Here is a 16,281-nt window from a genome sequence, read left to right on the forward strand (position 1 = left end):
TGGACGGCAACCTCGTCCGCGCCGCCAACAGTCACAGCATTACCTGCTTCGACTACAACGGCAACGGCCAAATCATCGGCCAGCACCAATGGAAAGTACCGGCTAAGGAAGAGAACGCCCGAAACGGATTGCCCGAAACCGACTGGCGCGATGCGCAGTACGATATGCTGTACCTGCCCGTTACCGAAAGCATCCGCTACCACTACGACTTCAACGGCAACCGTACCGCCACCATCCTGCCCGACGGCAGACAGATCAACTACCTGTATTACGGCAGCGGCCACCTACACCAAATCAGCCTCGACGACGAAGTCATCTCCGACATTGAACGCGATAAGCTGTACCGCGAAATCTACCGCACCCAGGGTAAACTCGCCAGCTGTTACGAACTCGACCCCTTAGGCCGTCTGAAAAAACAAATTGCCGCACTCAACGAGCTGACGCAGATCGAAACAGCGAAAAATGCAGTAACATCGGCTTATGCCGTCAAACGCAGCTACGGCTACGACCGCACCGGCAACCTGACCCACAGCACCGACCAACGGACGGGCACGACCCGGTTTGAATACGACAAACTGGGCCAGATTACCAAAGCGGATAGCGAAGTATTCGCCTTCGACCCCGCACACAATATCCTGTCCGACAACAACAGCCCTACCGTCCCCGACAACCGCCTACAAACCTACAACGGCAGCAGCTATTACTACGACGACCTCGGCAACCTGATCCACCGCGAACTGGCCGACGGCGAAGTGCAGAACTACTTCTACGATCTGCACGACCAACTGGTTAAAGCCGAAATCTTTAAAAAAGACGGTACGAAAGAAACTTGGGTGTACAGCTACGACGCCTTGGGCAGAAGGATAGGCAAAGGCTGTTTGAAAAACGAAGAAGTTTCAGAAACATCATTCCAGCATGATTTAAGCGGGAACGACCTCGAAAACCAAACCCGCTTCGTTTGGGACGGCAGCCACCTCTTGCAAGAAATCCACCCGAACGGCAGATATACCTATATCTACACCGATCCCGACAGCTACGAACCCTTGGCACAGGTACACAACCACACCAATGCCGAGGGCGAAAGCCGCCAACAAATCTACTACTTCCACTGCGACCAAATCGGCATCCCAAGAGAGATGACCGATAAGGACGGTAACCTCTTGTGGTTCGACAACTACACCGGCTGGTGCCTTCTGAAAGAGGAAACCAAGGTAACGGATAGCGCATACCAACCATTCCGATTACAGAACTAGTATTGCGACCGTGAAACGGGGTTGTATTACAACTTCTTCAGGTATTATGAGCCTGATGTGGGTCGGTTTGTAAATCAGGATCCGATTGGGTTGGGAGGTGGAAGTAACTTTTATCAATTTTCGACAAATATACAAAATATGATGGATCCTTGGGGATTAAATGCTGTTAGCATATCCAAATGGGCATTGTCTATGATTGTAATTGATACAATGACTCCAGACCCCACTGATGCGGCATTGCCTAAATGGATTGCATATGGGGGCTTGGAGCTGCCGCAACAGGTGTCGTTGCATCATCGGAGAGCGATACATGTACAGGAAAATGCCAAGAAGAAAAAAAACGTAAGAAATGTTTAGATGCAATAGCAGACAACAATGGTTACAGCGAAAACATCTTATCTAACATTACAAAAAAGTGTTTCCATCCCTGCTGCTGCGAGATACACAGCATTGATTGAAAAAGGTAGTATTGCCCCTCCAGTTAAAATGGATGGAAATACTATTGTAGATGGTAACCATAGAATGGTAGCCGGATTATTGTGTAATCAAATACCTGCCAGTACACCAGGAACTGCTCCATTATCTAAACCAAGAATACCTTTGAGAGATATACAACTAGACCCTATAGATTGGTGGTAATAAAAATGATATCAAATGACATTCAAGAATTACTTAAAAATATTACAAAGTCTCTAATTAAAATCGAAACAAAAGAATTAGATGTCTTAATTTCTAGACAGTTAATCCATATGGATAATATTGATTTTCACAGATACGAAATATCCCATAGGGAAATTGGAAGTCTTAAATTTTTTTTCTGTTCATTTCGTGGCGCTTTCATAAGCTATAGTTCCTTTACTAATTGTAATTTTATTAATTGTTCTTTTATTACGGCAATAGTTTGTAATACAAAATTTACTAATTGCACATTTATTAATTGTGTATTCAGATCAATGCATATACAAGATAATTTAATATCTAATTGCTCTTTTCAAAACTGCTATATAGAAGATAATATATTTTCTACAAATGAAATATAATTTATTACAATGTTGAACAAGGCATCCGAGCCGCCTTTTAGGCGGCAACAGCAGTAATTGCCTCTAGAGGCCATAAGGAGTATGTAGCAAACCAGAATCAGAGAAAACTGACCCCTGCTATTGTCCGCCAGGTACTTGTGGAATTGTTTATCTGAGGACACATCCTAAAACTGGCGAAAAATATGTAGGCCGAGCCAAATCCTCAATAAGATATTTTGCCAGGCAAAGAGAACATAATAGAGCATTCAGAGCAACTCACAGGTTTACCTTACTTGGGCAAACTAAATCTGGTCAATGTCTAGACCGATTGGAAGAAGATCACATTAGATTACAAGGCGGTATCAAGAGTCGAGGAGGACCTTTGGCCAATAAACGTCATCAGATGTCTGAACCTCGCTACCGTGCAGCAGGTGGAAAAATTCCCATGCCTTATTGAATTACAGAAAGGAACTTTAAAAAATGGCAAGAAAAAAACAGAAATGGCAGGTAGGCGATTATTTTGGCATTCCCATAGAAGATGATTTTTTAGCTGTTGGACAGATTCTTGGAAAATATGATTGGATAGGTGTAGCCTGCTTAATTACCAAAATGAAAATTTCCTCAAAAAACCTTCCTTTATATGAAGATATAAAAATAGATAAAAACGATATTATTGCTGCTATGTTTATTACTGAAGAATCGTTAGATAAAGGATTCTGGCCAATTATTCAAAAAGGTATAGTAAATAAAAATATACTGAAGCAATATTTTCCTAATATTGACTTAATTGAACAAGGAAATATTATTGGTATTAATACCGAAGGTTCAGCTATTATTGATGGTTTTATTAAAGCTTATTTTAGTCTAGCACCTTGGGATGACTGGCATGACCCCGAATACCTTGATAAACTTCTTATTTCTCCCGACAAAAAACCTGAAAATCTCATCTATAAGAACAAATGATCTATTCCAACTCAAAGCTTGTCCTGAAAGTAAAATGCTTCGTACTATTTGAAAAGCCTTCACGTAGCTTTCCAAATCTCGGTGTTAACGATGGCTTTATTTTGATTTCAGTTTGAGCAAGTTTTTTTTTAGATCGATCGTATTAGTTGTCTCAAGTTACAAGGATGGTTCAGCTTTTTTTGGTATAAACCCTCCGGGTACGACTGAAGCGGAAGCCTTAAGAAAATGTTAAGAACGAAGAAATTTACAATGTCTAAATTCTAATAGACAGGAGGCCGTCTGATATTCAGATGGCCTTTATAAATTAGCTATATGCTATGAGTTGAAGGTACTTAGTATCGTAATAAGTTTTCTACCCTCAACCCTACTACTACTCAATAATTAAGTGGTAGAGTTACAGCCAAATCTCTCTTAAAACCTATTGATTTTATACTAAAAATTGGAGTACTATGAGCACACTCTCTTGAGTACCATTAATTCTCATTTGACATATAGGAACAAAACAGCGGAATTTGTAGAAGAATAGGGAAAAGGAAATTAATTTATATTATGTTAAATTCATAACTCTACGATTTTAGTCTGCTAACTCCTGTTTCTTCAGTAGTACAATTACTTATATAAGCGCAAATCGACGCTGCCATCACAGTGGTTCAAACCTGGAATCGCAAAGAAACGGGAGAACTCTTCTGCGCCTTCGGCGTTATAAAGTAATACGTCATCGACCCTTTGGAAAGCACGATATTGCGTGCGTTTGGCTCGGCGGTTTGTGAATCTGTCAGTTTCCAACCGCGCCAACCTTCTTGGTTGATACCGCTATCGTAGAACCAGCCATTATAAATAGTTCGCCATGGCTATTTTTCGGACCACCGATGTAAAACAAAAAAAAACAGTCCGCAACTTCACTTTAAAGTTGCGGACTGTTTTTTTGTTTGGACTAGATTGAATGAATTAACCCAAGCTAGCTACTTTTTTCAACAACGCATCTGCCGCTAAAATTCCAAGATTATTTGATGCCAGCGGGCTGTCGCCAGTTAGCACATTACGATCTTTGTTTACTTGGCCGGTAATGTCTTCATTCAACACTTTGATGCAGTATAACCCTAGTATTCTGACTTAAAAATTAATAAAATAAGAATAAACTATTCTGAAAAAAGGAATAATAGTGAATAAACTAGAAGCCCTTCGCTATTTTTGCTCCGCTGCCGAAACCTTTAATTTTCGTGAAACCGCCCAGCGGCTCGCCGTTTCGCCTCAAGTCGTCACAAGAATGATCGCCGATCTCGAAGCCTTATTAGGTGAAAGTTTGTTCAAACGTAACACGCGAAACATCAAGCTCACTGAATTTGGCGAACAATTTTTGCCGAAAGCGACGCAATATTTGGCGGAAAGCGAACGGCTATTTGCTAAAAACAATGTAAAAGAAAAAGCAATGCAAGGTGTGGTACACCCTGCCGCCAATGCTTATAACGATGAAATTCTGTTTGAATTATTGACCGCACTTGAGCCCTACTCCGACATTGTGATTGATTGGCGGGTGGGAATTGATAAGCTCAAAAGTGTGGATGACCAAGCGAGTGGTGTGGGTGTATAACAAGTTGAAGGAGATGTTATTGTCGAAAATGGTTTAGGCATAAAACATGGCGAGATGATCTCGCCATGTTTTTATCACGATTGCTTATCCACAATCGATTTTAACATCGTATAAGATTGGGCTTGTTTTTGTTCATCAAAAATATAACTCACCGCCATAATTTCATCAAAATGTACCCGTTCACGCAGTTGCTTGAGTTGAAATTCCACACTTTCAGGACTACCGATAAGCGAACAAGCAGTCATTTGTTCCACTACGGCACGCTCTTGATTGTAAATCGGGATTTCCTCAAAATCGACTGGGCCAAAGTGTGGTTTCTTTTGGGCATGCATTTGGGCTTTCCAAACGTCTTCTTCTGACGCCATCGGTGGTTGTAAATTTTGTTGCGCATTAGTCACTATATTTAAGAAAAATAGTGTTTGTGTCGTCGCGAGTTGTCTCGCTTCGTTATCGGTTTCTGCAACAATCGCGTTCACACCTAAGATGACATAAGGTTCAGCAAGATAGGTAGAAGGTTTGAAGTTTTTGCGGTAAATCTCCACTGCCATTTCCATCATACGTGGCGCAAAGTGTGAAGCAAATGCATAAGGCAAGCCAAGTTCTGCCGCAAGATACGCACTTTCGGTGCTAGATCCTAAAATATAAAATGGTATATTCAAGCCGGCAGAAGGATATGCAGAAACCGGGTTGCAATCTTTAAAGTAACCGCGAAGTTCCGCAATTTCCGCAGGGAAATCCAGACTGTTTCGTCCACGACGAAGTGCTGCAGCCGTTTGCATATCAGTTCCTGGCGCACGCCCTAAACCGAGTTCAACACGGTTTGGATAAAGCGTCTCCAGTGTGCCATATTGCTCGGCCACCACATAAGGCGAATGATTCGGTAACATCACGCCGCCCGAGCCAACGCGCAAGGTCTTCGTATTGGCTAGCGTATGCTGAATTAAAAGTGCGGTCGCTGAACTCACCAAATTTTTCATATTATGATGCTCAGCAATCCAATAGCGCTCAATGCCAATGCACTCCGCGTGTTTTGCAAGATTCACCATCGAATCGACCGCTTGTAAATAAGTTTGCCCTTCACGAACGGGGGCAAGATTGAGAATGGAAAGTTTCATGGTGTTTCTCCTTATTGATTGAGCAAAGTGAAATCCAACATCACTTTCCCAAAACGAAATGAAAACAAGAAAACGTTTTGAGTCGTCTAGATTTTTTCCACAACCACTTTTGCCCGCGCTTTCAGGCTGTTCAACACTGGCGAGCTGGCGGCGGAGCGGTCAGCGAAATTTTGCAGGGTAGGAAGGTCTGCGTCGGCTTTTACTTTTATGGTTAGCACCAGATTATCCAGTCCGCCGTAGCCATCTTCCATGCCGAACAGTTTGGCCATGTCGATACCGCCCCTTGCGGATATTTCAAACTGTTCCAGTTTCACGCCTGCCAATGCTGCTTGCAACTCGAAACCTATGGAGCAGCAGCCTGCCGCAGCGCTGATCAGGTATTCCACCGGATTTGGGGCGGCGTTTTCACCGCCCATGTTTTTCGGTTCGTCTGTGGTAAAGGCAGGGAAGCGGCGCACGGAGATTTCATTCTTCGTGCCGGATACCCAGCGCGAATCGGCGCGTAATACTGCCTTGCCTTTTGCATGGTCGTTTTCAACCGCTGCCATGGTAGTTCGGAAACGTTCGATATCTAACCCGTTAATCATGTTTTGTCCTTTCATATGATGAATTGCAGATGGTTTTTCGCTACACTTACACGCCCATTTTCCACGCGGAGATGCGCTTCAAATTATCCACCGTGTCGTGATTGACGATGGCGGCGAACGTGCTGTCCAGTTTGGCAATTTCAGCTTGTCTTCATCGCTGAGAGCAAAATCAAAGACATTCAGGTTTTCCGCCATACGTTCGGGTTTGGTGGATTTTGCCAATACAATGATGCCACGTTCCACCAGCCAGCGGGTAATCACTTGCGCCACGGATTTGCCATATTTCGTACCAATTAGCGACTGACAAAATGGTGGGCAAAAGCCCACCGCTTCAAGTTGATGTTTTATCATTAACCGAACACTTTTTTCAAATGTGCTTGGTAGTCTGCGAAGTATTGTTCTACTTGTGGATTTTTAACTACATCGTTACATGTAAATGTCGGTAGACGGGTCAAACCGATGAACTCGTTGAGTTTGTGGAAAGGCATGTACACAGCATCCACATCTTTGCCTTCAAAGAAGTCGCCTTCACGGGTGAACGCTTCAATCGGCGCATTCCAAGTAAGCGAAAGCATGTGTTTTTTGCCTTGCAATAAACCACCTGTACCGAAGCCTTCGGTCGGGCTGACACGATGACGGCCATCACTGTGGTAAAGCTTGCCGTGTCCAGCGATAAATACTTCGTCTATGTATTTCTTCACTGTCCAAGGCTCGTGCATCCACCAAACAGGCATCTGCCAAATCACGGCATCCATCCACAAGAATTTTTCGATTTCTGCCTCAACATCATAGCCAGCATCAATCACAGTTTCTTTTACATTGTGTCCAAGTGCGGTCAAAACTTCTTTTGCTTTTTTGTGAAGCGTGTGGTTTAACTCACCATGAGAATGACCGAAAGCTTTACCACCGTTTAATAATAAAATGTTCATTTTTACTCCTAGAATAAATAATTTATAAAAAAAGGATGTGATGTTTACGGATATTGTCTTCTGTTTATTCTCAGAAGTTGAAGTCATTTTATGATTTGTTTTTATTGAGATAAATAGGGTTTATCTTTATAATGTAATGAATTAAATTCACTAATAAAAAAGAGTTTAAAGAGAAAATGCAGAACTTTAACGAACTGAATTATTTTTTAACACTGGCGCAAACGCAGAGTTTTGTGAAAGCGGGGCAACTTTTGGGGATTTCTTCTTCGGCGTTGAGTCATAGCATGAAAAATTTAGAAATGCGGCTAAATTTGCGTCTGTTCAACCGCACTACACGCAATGTATCGCTGACCGAAGCCGGGCAACAGCTTTTCGATCAACTTTTCCCACTTTATCAAGCCATAAACCAAGAAGTCGATGCATTAAATGATTTTTTGAATACGCCATCGGGATTGATTCGCATCAACGCCCCGGCGATGGCAGCGGAAGCCGTGTTGTATCCAAAATTAAAGCCGATTTTGAACCAATACCCGAAAATCCGCTTGGAAATCGTGGTGGACGATCGTTGGGCAGATATTGTGAAAGAAGGATTTGATATGGGCGTTCGGTTAGGTAACAAGGTAGCGAAAGAGATGATTGCCGTACCGATTTCTGCGCCGTTCAAAATGGTATTGGTCGCCTCGCCCGATTATTTGGCGCAATACGGTTCGCTGAAAAATATTGATGATTTGCAGCAGCACCGCCTTATCGGTGCGAAGCTCTCCGCCGAACACGGCACGGAAATTCAATGGGAATTCAAATATAAAAAAAAGCTGATTACGTTCACACCAAAATCGCAGTTTTCTATCAACAATCATCTGCGCCTGCAAGCCGTTTCAGACGGCCTTGGCATCACTTGGCTGCCACATATCATCGCCGCAGACGCACTCCATTCTGGGCAGTTGGTTGAGCTGTTACCCGAGTATGCCATCACTTACGATCCGCTTTACCTCTATTACCCCAGCCGCCGCGGGCATTCCAATGTGTTTAAGTTGATTGTGGATGCGTTAAAAGTAAAAGCCGTCTGAAATTTCAGGCGGCCTTTTTAATAACAAAGTGCGGTCAATTTCCAGCACTTTTTATCAATCCCTTTTCTTCACCAAAACAACGCATTAAGCAATCCAATACGGTGCGTACTTTTGCTGATTGGGTGCGATGTGCGGTGGTGGCATAAAGGGTGCGGGTGGGAAGTGTGTGTTCAGGTAATACAATGCTTAACTGACCATTTTCTATCAAAGGCGCCACATCGCCAGAAAGCAACACCGCCAACCCCATGCCGGCACAGGCATATTCTCGTGCGACCAGTGAAGAATCTGGGCAATCGGTGCGATTTTCGGGCAGCGTTTCCGGTAGCCCTAAACACTTGAATGCGTGTAGCAGGACATTGCTATTGTGATTAAGCCAGTCGGCATTGAGTAAATCTTGCGGCTGGGCAATGGGGTGTTCACGCAAATAGTCTGGTGAAGCGCAAATCAAGGTTTGCCATTGTGCCAACGGGCGCGCGATGCTGTCGGGATCGTCAGGATGTAAAACAACGCGGATAGCGATATCGGTATCGTTTTGCAAATCCACCAAGCGGTTGTTTTCATTGAGTATTAAGCGAATTTTTGGGTAACGATGTCGTAAGGTTTGCACGGTACGTTTCATCGGTTCAACCGCGCTATAACCGGTCGGTAGGCTGATGCGGACTTCACCTTCCGGTTCGGTTTGCAAAATACCCATTTCGCGCTCAACGGCATCGTGCCAGTCGGTTAATTGACGGGCGTATTGCTGCAACTGCCGCCCTTCTGCCGTCGGCGTGAGGCTGCGTGTGGTGCGGTTAAGCAATTTGACGCCGTAATGATTTTCCAGCTTGCGAATGGCTTGACTGATTGCGCTGGCGGTCATGCCCAAATGCGGCGCGGTGGCATTCATACTGCCGTATTGCAGCACGGTGGCAAAAATATAGATAAGTTTGAATTGCTCCATTATAAAGCCTTTCTTAAAACTGTTTATTTAATTTGATAGATTATCAAGTTAATTAAAGTAATATACAATATATTTCATTACAAACAGATGAAGCAAGGAGTACTTTATGCCACATATCAATATCAAATGTTGTCCAAAGAACCTGTCTGAACAGGAATTGCAAGCCTTTGCAGATGATTTAACGGCTTTTGCCAGCGAGCGTCTAAACACGCCTGCAGAATTCATCACTATTGCCTACACTGAAATTCCGGATGATGAATGGAAAGAAAAGGTTTGGGACAAAGAAATTGAGCCAAATGTAGAGAACCTGTTACGTAAACCCGAATATGACATGTAACCTGCGCGTATCATCAAAACCCTAAAAAAACGACCGCACTTTACTCAGGAGAACAGCATGAAAGCATTTAAAAAATTAGGGTTTAGCGTACTTTTCGCCACTCTTGCAACGAGCAGTTTTGCCGGTGAACCGTTGCGCTATTTTGGACAAAATGAAACTGCCTACCATAGCCAAGTGCCTTATGGGAACAATGAAAAAGTTGGTCGTTATGCGACGGCAAGTGATGGGGCGAAAATTTATTTTGAACGCTATGGCAAAGGCTCACCTGTAATTGTTTTGCATGGCGGATTAGTGGGTTCAACAGCTGAAATGGGCGAGTTTATTGACCGTTTAAGCCAAAATCATGAAGTCATCGCCATCAGTACACGCGGTCATGGCAAATCTGAAGTCGGCAGTGTTGCGCCAACTTATGCACAAAAAGCGGCTGATGTGCTTGCCGTATTAAAAGCCGCACAAATTAACGGTAAAGTGGATTTGCTCGGCTTTTCAGACGGCGCTTATACCGCCCTCACCTTTGCTGCCGATTATCCCGAACAGGCAGCCAAAATTATTGCTATCGGTGCCGGCGAATGGAAACGTGGTTTTATTCAAGGCGGGGGAAATAAACGTGCAAGCTATGAACAAATCCGCCAGTTAGATCCAAGTTATTGGGAAATGCAACAAAGCATTCGCCCCAACCTACAACAAACGGCAACGTGGTTTGACAATGCGCAGAAAAATTATGACAACACCCAAGTTGGCAAAGAGACATTTGGTAAGATCCAATCGCCGGTGTTGTTTGTGGTTGGCGAAGACGATGCCAATGCACCCTTGGATACAGTCATCAACGCCTATCGCATGACACAGAATGCCGATTTATCCGTTATCCCTAATGCGCCACATCCGGTATTTGTCTTGAACTTCCCGGCTGTTTGGACTATTGTAGAACCGTATTTGAATAACAAATAATGAAAGGAAAACAAAATGCTTAAATTATTTACTTTACCTGGTGAAGGTAAAATTCGCAGTCCATCACCTTTCGCCTGGAAAACCGAAGCGATGCTGCGTTTATCCGGCTTAGATTTCGAAAAAGAATATGTTGCCGATCTTAGCAAAATGCCTAAAGGCAAAGTTCCGGTATTGCAAGATGGTGAGAAGTTGATCCCTGATAGCTCTCTCATTCAGCGTTATCTAACCGAAACCTACGGCATTGATTTAGATAAACATTTAACGCCTGAACAAAAAGCGATTGCTGAAGCCTTTCGCCGTATGACAGAAGAACATTTATATTGGATGGGCGTATATAACCGTTTCGTCGATCCTCTCGGCAAACCATTTATGATGAAGGCAATGTTTGATGGTATGCCGACCGAACAAGCCGAAGCGATTTTTGCTGTGTTACAGGAAAACGCGAAAAAAGAAATGTACGGACATGGTATCGGAAGACACACGCAATCCGATATTTACGCTTTTGGAAAAGGAGATTTAGACGCCATTAGCAACTACTTAGGCACAAAACGCTACTTTTTCGGCGAAGAATTAACCTCCGTTGATGTGGCCATCGTGCCTGTTGTTGCAAACCTGATTCTTACCCCCATCGACACTGAAATTGCGCTATATGCAAGAACCAAAGCAAATTTAGTCGCCTATATTGAACGTTTCGATCGGGCAGTATTTGGAGAATAAAGCAAGAAATCAAAGGCCGTCTGAAATGTTTCAGACGGCCTTTTATTTATATCTCCCAGTCTTTTCTCAGCAAATCCTTTATTGTTTGATCGGCTGCTAATCAATTACCTACTCCAACTTTAACAATGGAAAGTGGGCAATCTATTCAATCCGGTTATGCCGCACCAACGCTATACGTTTCGCCCTTGCTGTCCGCTTGGCCAACAATGGCAGCAACGGCAGCGGCCAAGCCGTTGCGTGTCATGTATTTTTGCGGAATTTCTTGGGCATTTTGTGTCAAGGTATAGGCATTATCTTCGCCATCGGCAAGGCCGCAGGGGCGCAAGATAGTCCAATTCAAACCGCTTTGTTTGAGATAGATTTCGGCTTCTGTTTTGGCACGGACGGCTTCACCTAGTGCCTGTTTGAACGGCTCGCTCATCATGTCCCATTGTTCACCGCAGCCCATGCTGGTAATCAGTACAAAGCGGGCTTGCGGATTGGCGGCTTTCGTGGCGGCAATAATGTTGATATTGCCCAGCGCATCGCTGCGGATACCCTCTTCGTTTTTGCCGCCGACAAAACTGATCACGGTATCAGGATGGTATTGTGCCAACGCTTTATCGAGCGCGTCGGCATCAAGCGCATCGGCGACAACGGTTTGAATATTGTGTTCGACAAAAAAACTGTCTTCAGACGGCTTTCTTAATACGGCGACGGTATCGGCTGAGTCAGTCAATGTGCGGATATAGGCGCGGCCGGACGGGCCGTTGGCTCCGAAGATGAGTTGCATGTTTGGGGCTCCTTTGTATGGTAGATGTTTATTGTTAGAAAATCCGCTCCTCTACGCGGCAAGGAACGGATTTTCAGGCCGTCTGAAACCGTTTAAGCGGCATCAAACAGTTTTCGCATGGCTTCGATTTGATGTTGTTTCAACTCGCCTGCTTCATCGCGGCCGACGAAAATTTTAAACATGGCGCCGCCGTTGCGGTTGATAAAGTTGAGCGAGCAAGTGGCTTTACCCATAAACGGGCGTTCCAAAAGGTAGATGGAGGCGCAGTTTTCATAGTAGATGTGGCCGTGTACGCCGCCGTCGGTTTCGGGATGGTCAAAGTTGTAGAAGCCGCGGCCGACTTTGCCGTTAGGCAGTTTGCCGCTGACTTCGACGATGGCATCGGGGGTGTGGGCGATGAAGGTAACGGATTCATTCCATGCGGCAACGGCTTGGAGAATTTCGACTATGCGGCTGCCTTCGGTTTGGCGCACGTTCTCTTCAGGCAGGCAGCGGATAACGTCTTCAAAACTGCATTGGTTTTGCGCGGCCAGCATTTCCAGTACTTGGCCGGGATTTTTTTCCAATGATTGACGCAACATGGTTTGTTGTTCGGCTGAAAGTTTTTGCATGGTTTGATCCTTTTCTTGAGTTGGAAGAGTGAGCATGAGTTTGCGGATAAGGGTGGGCGACCAATAACGGCCACTGGTATTCAAACGGATAATGCCGTCTGAATCAGGTTCTTTAAAAAGCTGCATTTCCTGCCATTGGGCAATCAGCTTTTGCGCTGCTTTGTTGCCGTCAAACAATAATGGATTCAGACGGCCTGTTTCAATATCGTGCTGAACTTTGCTGAGCAGTGCTTTATTTGGACTATGGCCGCTCATAAACGCGATGTTTTTCTCGCCTTTCGGCGTAGCAAGATAACTCTCCAAATCGCCCTGCACCTGATAGCTGAAACCGCCGAAGTTACCCCCTGCGCCGGAGCCGAACGCCAAACAGGGAATGTCAGATTTGATCAGGGTATTGTAGCGGTTGCGCTCGCCGCGGCCGGGATAGGCGAAGTGGCTGTTGCTGACATGTTCCCAGCCTTTTTCCAGCAGTGTTTCAACCGTGTAGGCATATTGGTCTGCCTGAATATCGAAACCCGGCGGTGTCGGAAATGCGCCTTTTTCAATCATGCGGTTGATGGGCAGCATGGGATAAAGGTTGAACGCATACGTATCCAAACCGGACAGCGGCAGCTCGGCGGCGCGGGCGATATCGTTTTGCCAAACTTCATCGGTTTGATTGGGTAGGCCGAACATCAAATCAGCGACAATCACGGCATCGAGTTCGCACAATTTTGCCAAATATTCAAACGCCTCGTCGCCGCTGTGTTTGCGACCGAGACGGCGGCGGATGGCGGTATTGAAGGTTTGCACGCCGATGGAAATACGGTTGGCCCCTGCTTCGAGACAAGCCTGTGCTTTTTCCAAATCGAAATGGCTCATGCGCCCTTCGATGGTGAACTCGCAGTCTTCGGCAAGCGGTAGATATTGGTAGCAGGCACAAATCAGGCGGACAAGGTCCTCCGTAAGCAACGCGGTCGGCGTACCACCCCCGAAATAAACGGCTCGGATTTTGCCCTTGCCTGTACGGACTTCAGCTTCAGCGGCCATTTCTTCGATAATTTTGTCGGTGTACACGCTGCTTTGGCTATCCTTCCACGCATTACGGTAGAAGCCGCAAAAAACGCAATGGTTGGCGCAAAATGGAATATGCAGATAAGCAAGCGCGTCCACATCGGTGGCATGGGGAAGCTTTTTCTTCCAAATGTTCTGCCATTGGGGACGCGGCATTGGAACGCCGCCCCAAACCGGCATCAATGCCTGACGTTCGGGAAATGCCTTGGGCGCGGATTGTTTCGGAGTCCAAACAAGCTGCTGTACCATGATAATGATTAATAAAAATTATTAATAAGATTGATATATTAAATAACCATCATCGTTTTCTTGTCAATAATTTTGAGTAATTAAAAATCAGTATTATTTTAAAATATTGTATTCTATAAATAATTAAATGTATTTCTATTTGATGGAAATCGGCATTTTACTTGTGAAATGTGTAAAATTTGGTTCTTCAAGTCGGGAACATCCTCCCATCTCGTTTGATTTTTGAACGATAAAATAAATTTTCTTTATCGTTTTTTAGACGGCCTGTTGGCGCTCAGCTTCTGAAATAAAACCCTGCTTCATCTTCGCAACGGCGTATCTGCCAACCGTAAACCGATTCAAGCAAGTCGGGGCGCATCACTTCGCCCACCTTGCCTGATGCAATGACTTTTCCCTTATTCATCAAGATAATATGTTCCGCATAACGCGCGGCGAGGTTTAAATCGTGCAATACCATTATTGATGAGGCACGGCTTGAATGCCCGACCAAATACTGCATCAGGCGGTGTTGGTGGCGGATATCGAGATGGTTGCACGGTTCGTCCAAAAGCAAGACCGGCGCATTTTGCAACAGGGCGCGGATGATGTTGGCGCGTTGCTGTTCGCCGCCTGAGAGCTTGCCGATACGCTTATCCGCCAATGCTGTCAAATCAAAATAATCGAGCAACTCGTCCGACCATTCATGGTTCAGACGGCCTTTTTGTACGAATGACGCCAACGCAATGTATTCGCGTACGGTCATCGGCATATTGTAACGGCCATGCTGCCCGACCCATGCCACCCTGCCCGCACGGATTTGCGGCGCAATGGCCTCACCGAAAAGAGTGATTTTCCCCTGCCCTGTTTGCCCGATTAAGGCACGCAGTAAAGTAGATTTACCCGCACCATTCGGGCCGATAATGACGGTCATGCCCGAAGGTATATCCAGTTGATCGATTTCAAGCAGGGTTTTGTCTTGGACGCGGACGGAAAGATTACGGATTTGAAATAAGGTATGCATGGCAAAAGATATGGTGCAATGAAGTTTCAGACGGCCTGTTTAGGCATCAACGGCTTTTCAAAGGCTTGATAAACAAATACATAAAAAATGGTCCGCCCAATAAGGCAATCACGATACCAACCGGCAGATCGACAGGGTATGTTAGCCAGCGCGCCGCGCCGTCCACCACCATCAAAAATACTGCGCCCAACCAAGCCGACAGCGTAATCAGTTTGCGGCGACTGCCGCCGACGGTTTGCGCCAGCACATTGGGGATCATCATGCCGAGAAAACCGATGATGCCCGAAAGCGATACCGCCGCCCCCGTCATCAATGCCGCGCCGATTACGGTTTGCACACGCAATGCCCCGACCGACACCCCCATACTGGCAGCCGTGTCTTCGCCCGTCATCAAAACGTCCAGCCGCCTGCCTGCCGACAGCAAAATCAGAAAACCGGGCAACATGACCGCGATTGCCGCGACAGGCGATGAGAAACCGGCTTCGGCAAGGCTGCCCGACAGCCATGTGGTCGCGCTGCGCAATACCAAATCGTCAGATAAAAACAAAATCATACTGACCACCGCGCCCGAAAACGCGCTCAACACAAACCCCAACACCAGCAATCCCAAAGTACCGCCGCCGAGCAGTTTATGCACCGCCAAAATCAGCAGGCACACACCCAATGCACCGAGAAAAGCCGCGCCCGGCACACCCATCTCGCCACCGCCCAAAGCCAATAACACAATTACGCCCAAGGCCGCCCCACCCGACGTCCCGATTAAACTCGGATCGGCCAGCGGGTTCTCAAATAAAGCCTGTAATGCCGCCCCCGAAGCGGACAAACCGGCTCCAACCAAAAGCGCGGTATAGATGCGTGGTAAACGAATTTGGCGGACGGTTTCATCCATCGCCAACGGCGACTCCCACGCGCCAAAGCCGATGCCGCAGCACAAATAAACGGCGGCGGCAGTAAGCAGCAGGCAGAGGGTAAGGATATGCGGTTTCATGACATCATGCGGTTTAAGCGGATTGAGGGACGGTTTCAGACGGCATTTTTAAGACAACCGTTTTGCTTCCTACTCAACAAGAAGGAACAAATCGAGGCCGTCTGAAAACAAAAATCGGGCAGAGTTTTCAAAACAGGTGCGT

20 protein-coding genes and 1 pseudogene are annotated in these 16,281 nt (G+C 45.6%); 10 read left to right on the forward strand and 11 right to left on the reverse strand.

Annotated features, from left to right (window positions below; genetic code table 11):
* The 5 genes and pseudogenes from ACTHUR_RS08220 to ACTHUR_RS08240 form a co-directional block, all read left to right on the forward strand.
* The coding region (locus ACTHUR_RS08220; RefSeq protein ID WP_440361154.1) for an RHS domain-containing protein at nucleotides 1-1,253 on the forward strand (1,253 nt) is incomplete at its 5' end.
* 12 nt (nucleotides 1,254-1,265) lie between these two features.
* Nucleotides 1,266-1,610: pseudogene (locus tag ACTHUR_RS08225) on the forward strand (RHS repeat-associated core domain-containing protein); the annotation flags it as partial.
* A gap of 18 nt (nucleotides 1,611-1,628) precedes the next feature.
* On the forward strand, nucleotides 1,629-1,892 hold the full coding sequence (locus ACTHUR_RS08230) for a hypothetical protein (protein WP_141744544.1): 264 nt from the start codon (nucleotides 1,629-1,631) through the stop codon (nucleotides 1,890-1,892).
* A gap of 110 nt (nucleotides 1,893-2,002) precedes the next feature.
* Nucleotides 2,003-2,293, forward strand: a complete 291-nt coding sequence (locus tag ACTHUR_RS08235; RefSeq protein WP_224783370.1) for a pentapeptide repeat-containing protein — start codon at nucleotides 2,003-2,005, stop codon at nucleotides 2,291-2,293.
* Between the two features lie 459 nt (nucleotides 2,294-2,752).
* On the forward strand, nucleotides 2,753-3,235 hold the full coding sequence (locus tag ACTHUR_RS08240; protein WP_004520529.1) for a hypothetical protein: 483 nt from the start codon (nucleotides 2,753-2,755) through the stop codon (nucleotides 3,233-3,235).
* Nucleotides 3,236-3,844: 609 nt separating this feature from the next.
* On the opposite strand, the gene ACTHUR_RS08245 is transcribed toward ACTHUR_RS08240, so the two are convergent.
* Together ACTHUR_RS08245 and ACTHUR_RS08250 are read right to left on the reverse strand one after the other, a co-directional pair.
* Complete coding sequence (locus ACTHUR_RS08245) at nucleotides 3,845-4,021, reverse strand: tannase/feruloyl esterase family alpha/beta hydrolase (protein ID WP_157749784.1); 177 nt, start codon at nucleotides 4,019-4,021, stop codon at nucleotides 3,845-3,847.
* 162 nt (nucleotides 4,022-4,183) lie between these two features.
* Nucleotides 4,184-4,318, reverse strand: coding sequence for a hypothetical protein (locus tag ACTHUR_RS08250; protein WP_004520532.1), 135 nt, complete (start codon nucleotides 4,316-4,318; stop codon nucleotides 4,184-4,186).
* 79 nt (nucleotides 4,319-4,397) lie between these two features.
* On the opposite strand from ACTHUR_RS08250, the gene ACTHUR_RS08255 reads away from it, so the two are divergent.
* On the forward strand, nucleotides 4,398-4,826 hold the full coding sequence (locus ACTHUR_RS08255; protein ID WP_004520533.1) for a LysR family transcriptional regulator: 429 nt from the start codon (nucleotides 4,398-4,400) through the stop codon (nucleotides 4,824-4,826).
* Between the two features lie 74 nt (nucleotides 4,827-4,900).
* On the opposite strand, the gene ACTHUR_RS08260 is transcribed toward ACTHUR_RS08255, so the two are convergent.
* From ACTHUR_RS08260 to ACTHUR_RS08275, 4 genes are all read right to left on the reverse strand, one after another.
* Nucleotides 4,901-5,941, reverse strand: a complete 1,041-nt coding sequence (locus ACTHUR_RS08260) for an LLM class flavin-dependent oxidoreductase (RefSeq protein ID WP_440361155.1) — start codon at nucleotides 5,939-5,941, stop codon at nucleotides 4,901-4,903.
* Between the two features lie 86 nt (nucleotides 5,942-6,027).
* A complete protein-coding gene (locus ACTHUR_RS08265) occupies nucleotides 6,028-6,528 on the reverse strand; it encodes an OsmC family protein (protein ID WP_440361156.1) in 501 nt (166 codons plus the stop codon).
* A gap of 78 nt (nucleotides 6,529-6,606) precedes the next feature.
* The gene (locus ACTHUR_RS08270; protein WP_004520538.1) at nucleotides 6,607-6,879 is read right to left on the reverse strand and encodes an aldo/keto reductase; all 273 of its coding nucleotides are present in this window, start codon (nucleotides 6,877-6,879) and stop codon (nucleotides 6,607-6,609) included.
* Complete coding sequence (locus ACTHUR_RS08275; RefSeq protein WP_039862395.1) at nucleotides 6,879-7,457, reverse strand: NAD(P)H-dependent oxidoreductase; 579 nt, start codon at nucleotides 7,455-7,457, stop codon at nucleotides 6,879-6,881. The genes ACTHUR_RS08270 and ACTHUR_RS08275 overlap by 1 nt, the downstream gene beginning before the upstream one ends.
* A 176-nt stretch (nucleotides 7,458-7,633) precedes the next feature.
* Here ACTHUR_RS08275 and ACTHUR_RS08280 point away from each other — a divergent pair, with 176 nt between their 5' ends.
* Nucleotides 7,634-8,524 (forward strand): LysR family transcriptional regulator, encoded by an 891-nt coding sequence (locus tag ACTHUR_RS08280; protein WP_049336075.1) that lies wholly within the window; start codon nucleotides 7,634-7,636, stop codon nucleotides 8,522-8,524.
* A gap of 34 nt (nucleotides 8,525-8,558) precedes the next feature.
* On the opposite strand, the gene ACTHUR_RS08285 is transcribed toward ACTHUR_RS08280, so the two are convergent.
* On the reverse strand, nucleotides 8,559-9,464 hold the full coding sequence (locus tag ACTHUR_RS08285) for a LysR family transcriptional regulator (RefSeq protein WP_004520542.1): 906 nt from the start codon (nucleotides 9,462-9,464) through the stop codon (nucleotides 8,559-8,561).
* 106 nt (nucleotides 9,465-9,570) lie between these two features.
* On the opposite strand from ACTHUR_RS08285, the gene pptA reads away from it, so the two are divergent.
* Genes pptA through ACTHUR_RS08300 form a run of 3 tightly spaced genes read left to right on the forward strand, consistent with a single transcriptional unit; the run spans nucleotide 9,571 to nucleotide 11,466 of the window.
* On the forward strand, nucleotides 9,571-9,801 hold the full coding sequence (gene pptA, locus ACTHUR_RS08290) for a tautomerase PptA (RefSeq protein WP_004520543.1): 231 nt from the start codon (nucleotides 9,571-9,573) through the stop codon (nucleotides 9,799-9,801).
* 57 nt (nucleotides 9,802-9,858) lie between these two features.
* Nucleotides 9,859-10,749 carry an alpha/beta fold hydrolase gene (locus ACTHUR_RS08295; RefSeq protein WP_049336078.1) on the forward strand — a complete coding sequence of 297 codons (891 nt, stop codon included), beginning with the start codon at nucleotides 9,859-9,861 and terminating at the stop codon, nucleotides 10,747-10,749.
* 15 nt (nucleotides 10,750-10,764) lie between these two features.
* The gene (locus ACTHUR_RS08300) at nucleotides 10,765-11,466 is read left to right on the forward strand and encodes a glutathione S-transferase family protein (RefSeq protein ID WP_049336080.1); all 702 of its coding nucleotides are present in this window, start codon (nucleotides 10,765-10,767) and stop codon (nucleotides 11,464-11,466) included.
* 154 nt (nucleotides 11,467-11,620) lie between these two features.
* Here the strand turns inward: ACTHUR_RS08300 and ACTHUR_RS08305 are convergent, their stop codons facing one another.
* The 4 genes from ACTHUR_RS08305 to ACTHUR_RS08320 all read right to left on the reverse strand — a co-directional run bounded on the left by ACTHUR_RS08305 (nucleotide 11,621) and on the right by ACTHUR_RS08320 (nucleotide 16,139).
* A complete protein-coding gene (locus ACTHUR_RS08305; RefSeq protein ID WP_049336082.1) occupies nucleotides 11,621-12,238 on the reverse strand; it encodes an NAD(P)H-binding protein in 618 nt (205 codons plus the stop codon).
* Between the two features lie 92 nt (nucleotides 12,239-12,330).
* Nucleotides 12,331-14,151, reverse strand: coding sequence for a heme anaerobic degradation radical SAM methyltransferase ChuW/HutW (gene hutW, locus ACTHUR_RS08310; RefSeq protein ID WP_004520547.1), 1,821 nt, complete (start codon nucleotides 14,149-14,151; stop codon nucleotides 12,331-12,333).
* 274 nt (nucleotides 14,152-14,425) lie between these two features.
* Nucleotides 14,426-15,151 carry an ABC transporter ATP-binding protein gene (locus ACTHUR_RS08315; RefSeq protein ID WP_004520548.1) on the reverse strand — a complete coding sequence of 242 codons (726 nt, stop codon included), beginning with the start codon at nucleotides 15,149-15,151 and terminating at the stop codon, nucleotides 14,426-14,428.
* 46 nt (nucleotides 15,152-15,197) lie between these two features.
* Entirely contained in the window at nucleotides 15,198-16,139 is a 942-nt protein-coding gene (locus ACTHUR_RS08320; RefSeq protein ID WP_070625283.1) for a FecCD family ABC transporter permease, read from the reverse strand.
* Between the last annotated feature and the right edge of the window lie 142 nt (nucleotides 16,140-16,281).

The sequence above is a fragment of the Neisseria sp. P0021.S007 genome (genome assembly GCF_051956855.1).

What these genes read in the sequence shown, in the direction of transcription:
- ACTHUR_RS08230 (WP_141744544.1), top strand. Translation starts at nt 1,629, where the DNA reads ATGGTTACAGCGAAAACATCTTATCTAACATTACAAAAAAGTGTTTCC.
- ACTHUR_RS08235 (WP_224783370.1), top strand. Translation starts at nt 2,003, where the DNA reads ATGGATAATATTGATTTTCACAGATACGAAATATCCCATAGGGAAATT.
- ACTHUR_RS08240 (WP_004520529.1), top strand. Translation starts at nt 2,753, where the DNA reads ATGGCAAGAAAAAAACAGAAATGGCAGGTAGGCGATTATTTTGGCATT.
- ACTHUR_RS08260 (WP_440361155.1), bottom strand. Translation starts at nt 5,941, where the DNA reads ATGAAACTTTCCATTCTCAATCTTGCCCCCGTTCGTGAAGGGCAAACT.
- ACTHUR_RS08265 (WP_440361156.1), bottom strand. Translation starts at nt 6,528, where the DNA reads ATGATTAACGGGTTAGATATCGAACGTTTCCGAACTACCATGGCAGCG.
- ACTHUR_RS08270 (WP_004520538.1), bottom strand. Translation starts at nt 6,879, where the DNA reads ATGATAAAACATCAACTTGAAGCGGTGGGCTTTTGCCCACCATTTTGT.
- ACTHUR_RS08275 (WP_039862395.1), bottom strand. Translation starts at nt 7,457, where the DNA reads ATGAACATTTTATTATTAAACGGTGGTAAAGCTTTCGGTCATTCTCAT.
- ACTHUR_RS08280 (WP_049336075.1), top strand. Translation starts at nt 7,634, where the DNA reads ATGCAGAACTTTAACGAACTGAATTATTTTTTAACACTGGCGCAAACG.
- ACTHUR_RS08285 (WP_004520542.1), bottom strand. Translation starts at nt 9,464, where the DNA reads ATGGAGCAATTCAAACTTATCTATATTTTTGCCACCGTGCTGCAATAC.
- pptA (WP_004520543.1), top strand. Translation starts at nt 9,571, where the DNA reads ATGCCACATATCAATATCAAATGTTGTCCAAAGAACCTGTCTGAACAG.
- ACTHUR_RS08295 (WP_049336078.1), top strand. Translation starts at nt 9,859, where the DNA reads ATGAAAGCATTTAAAAAATTAGGGTTTAGCGTACTTTTCGCCACTCTT.
- ACTHUR_RS08300 (WP_049336080.1), top strand. Translation starts at nt 10,765, where the DNA reads ATGCTTAAATTATTTACTTTACCTGGTGAAGGTAAAATTCGCAGTCCA.
- ACTHUR_RS08305 (WP_049336082.1), bottom strand. Translation starts at nt 12,238, where the DNA reads ATGCAACTCATCTTCGGAGCCAACGGCCCGTCCGGCCGCGCCTATATC.
- hutW (WP_004520547.1), bottom strand. Translation starts at nt 14,151, where the DNA reads ATGGTACAGCAGCTTGTTTGGACTCCGAAACAATCCGCGCCCAAGGCA.
- ACTHUR_RS08315 (WP_004520548.1), bottom strand. Translation starts at nt 15,151, where the DNA reads ATGCATACCTTATTTCAAATCCGTAATCTTTCCGTCCGCGTCCAAGAC.
- ACTHUR_RS08320 (WP_070625283.1), bottom strand. Translation starts at nt 16,139, where the DNA reads ATGAAACCGCATATCCTTACCCTCTGCCTGCTGCTTACTGCCGCCGCC.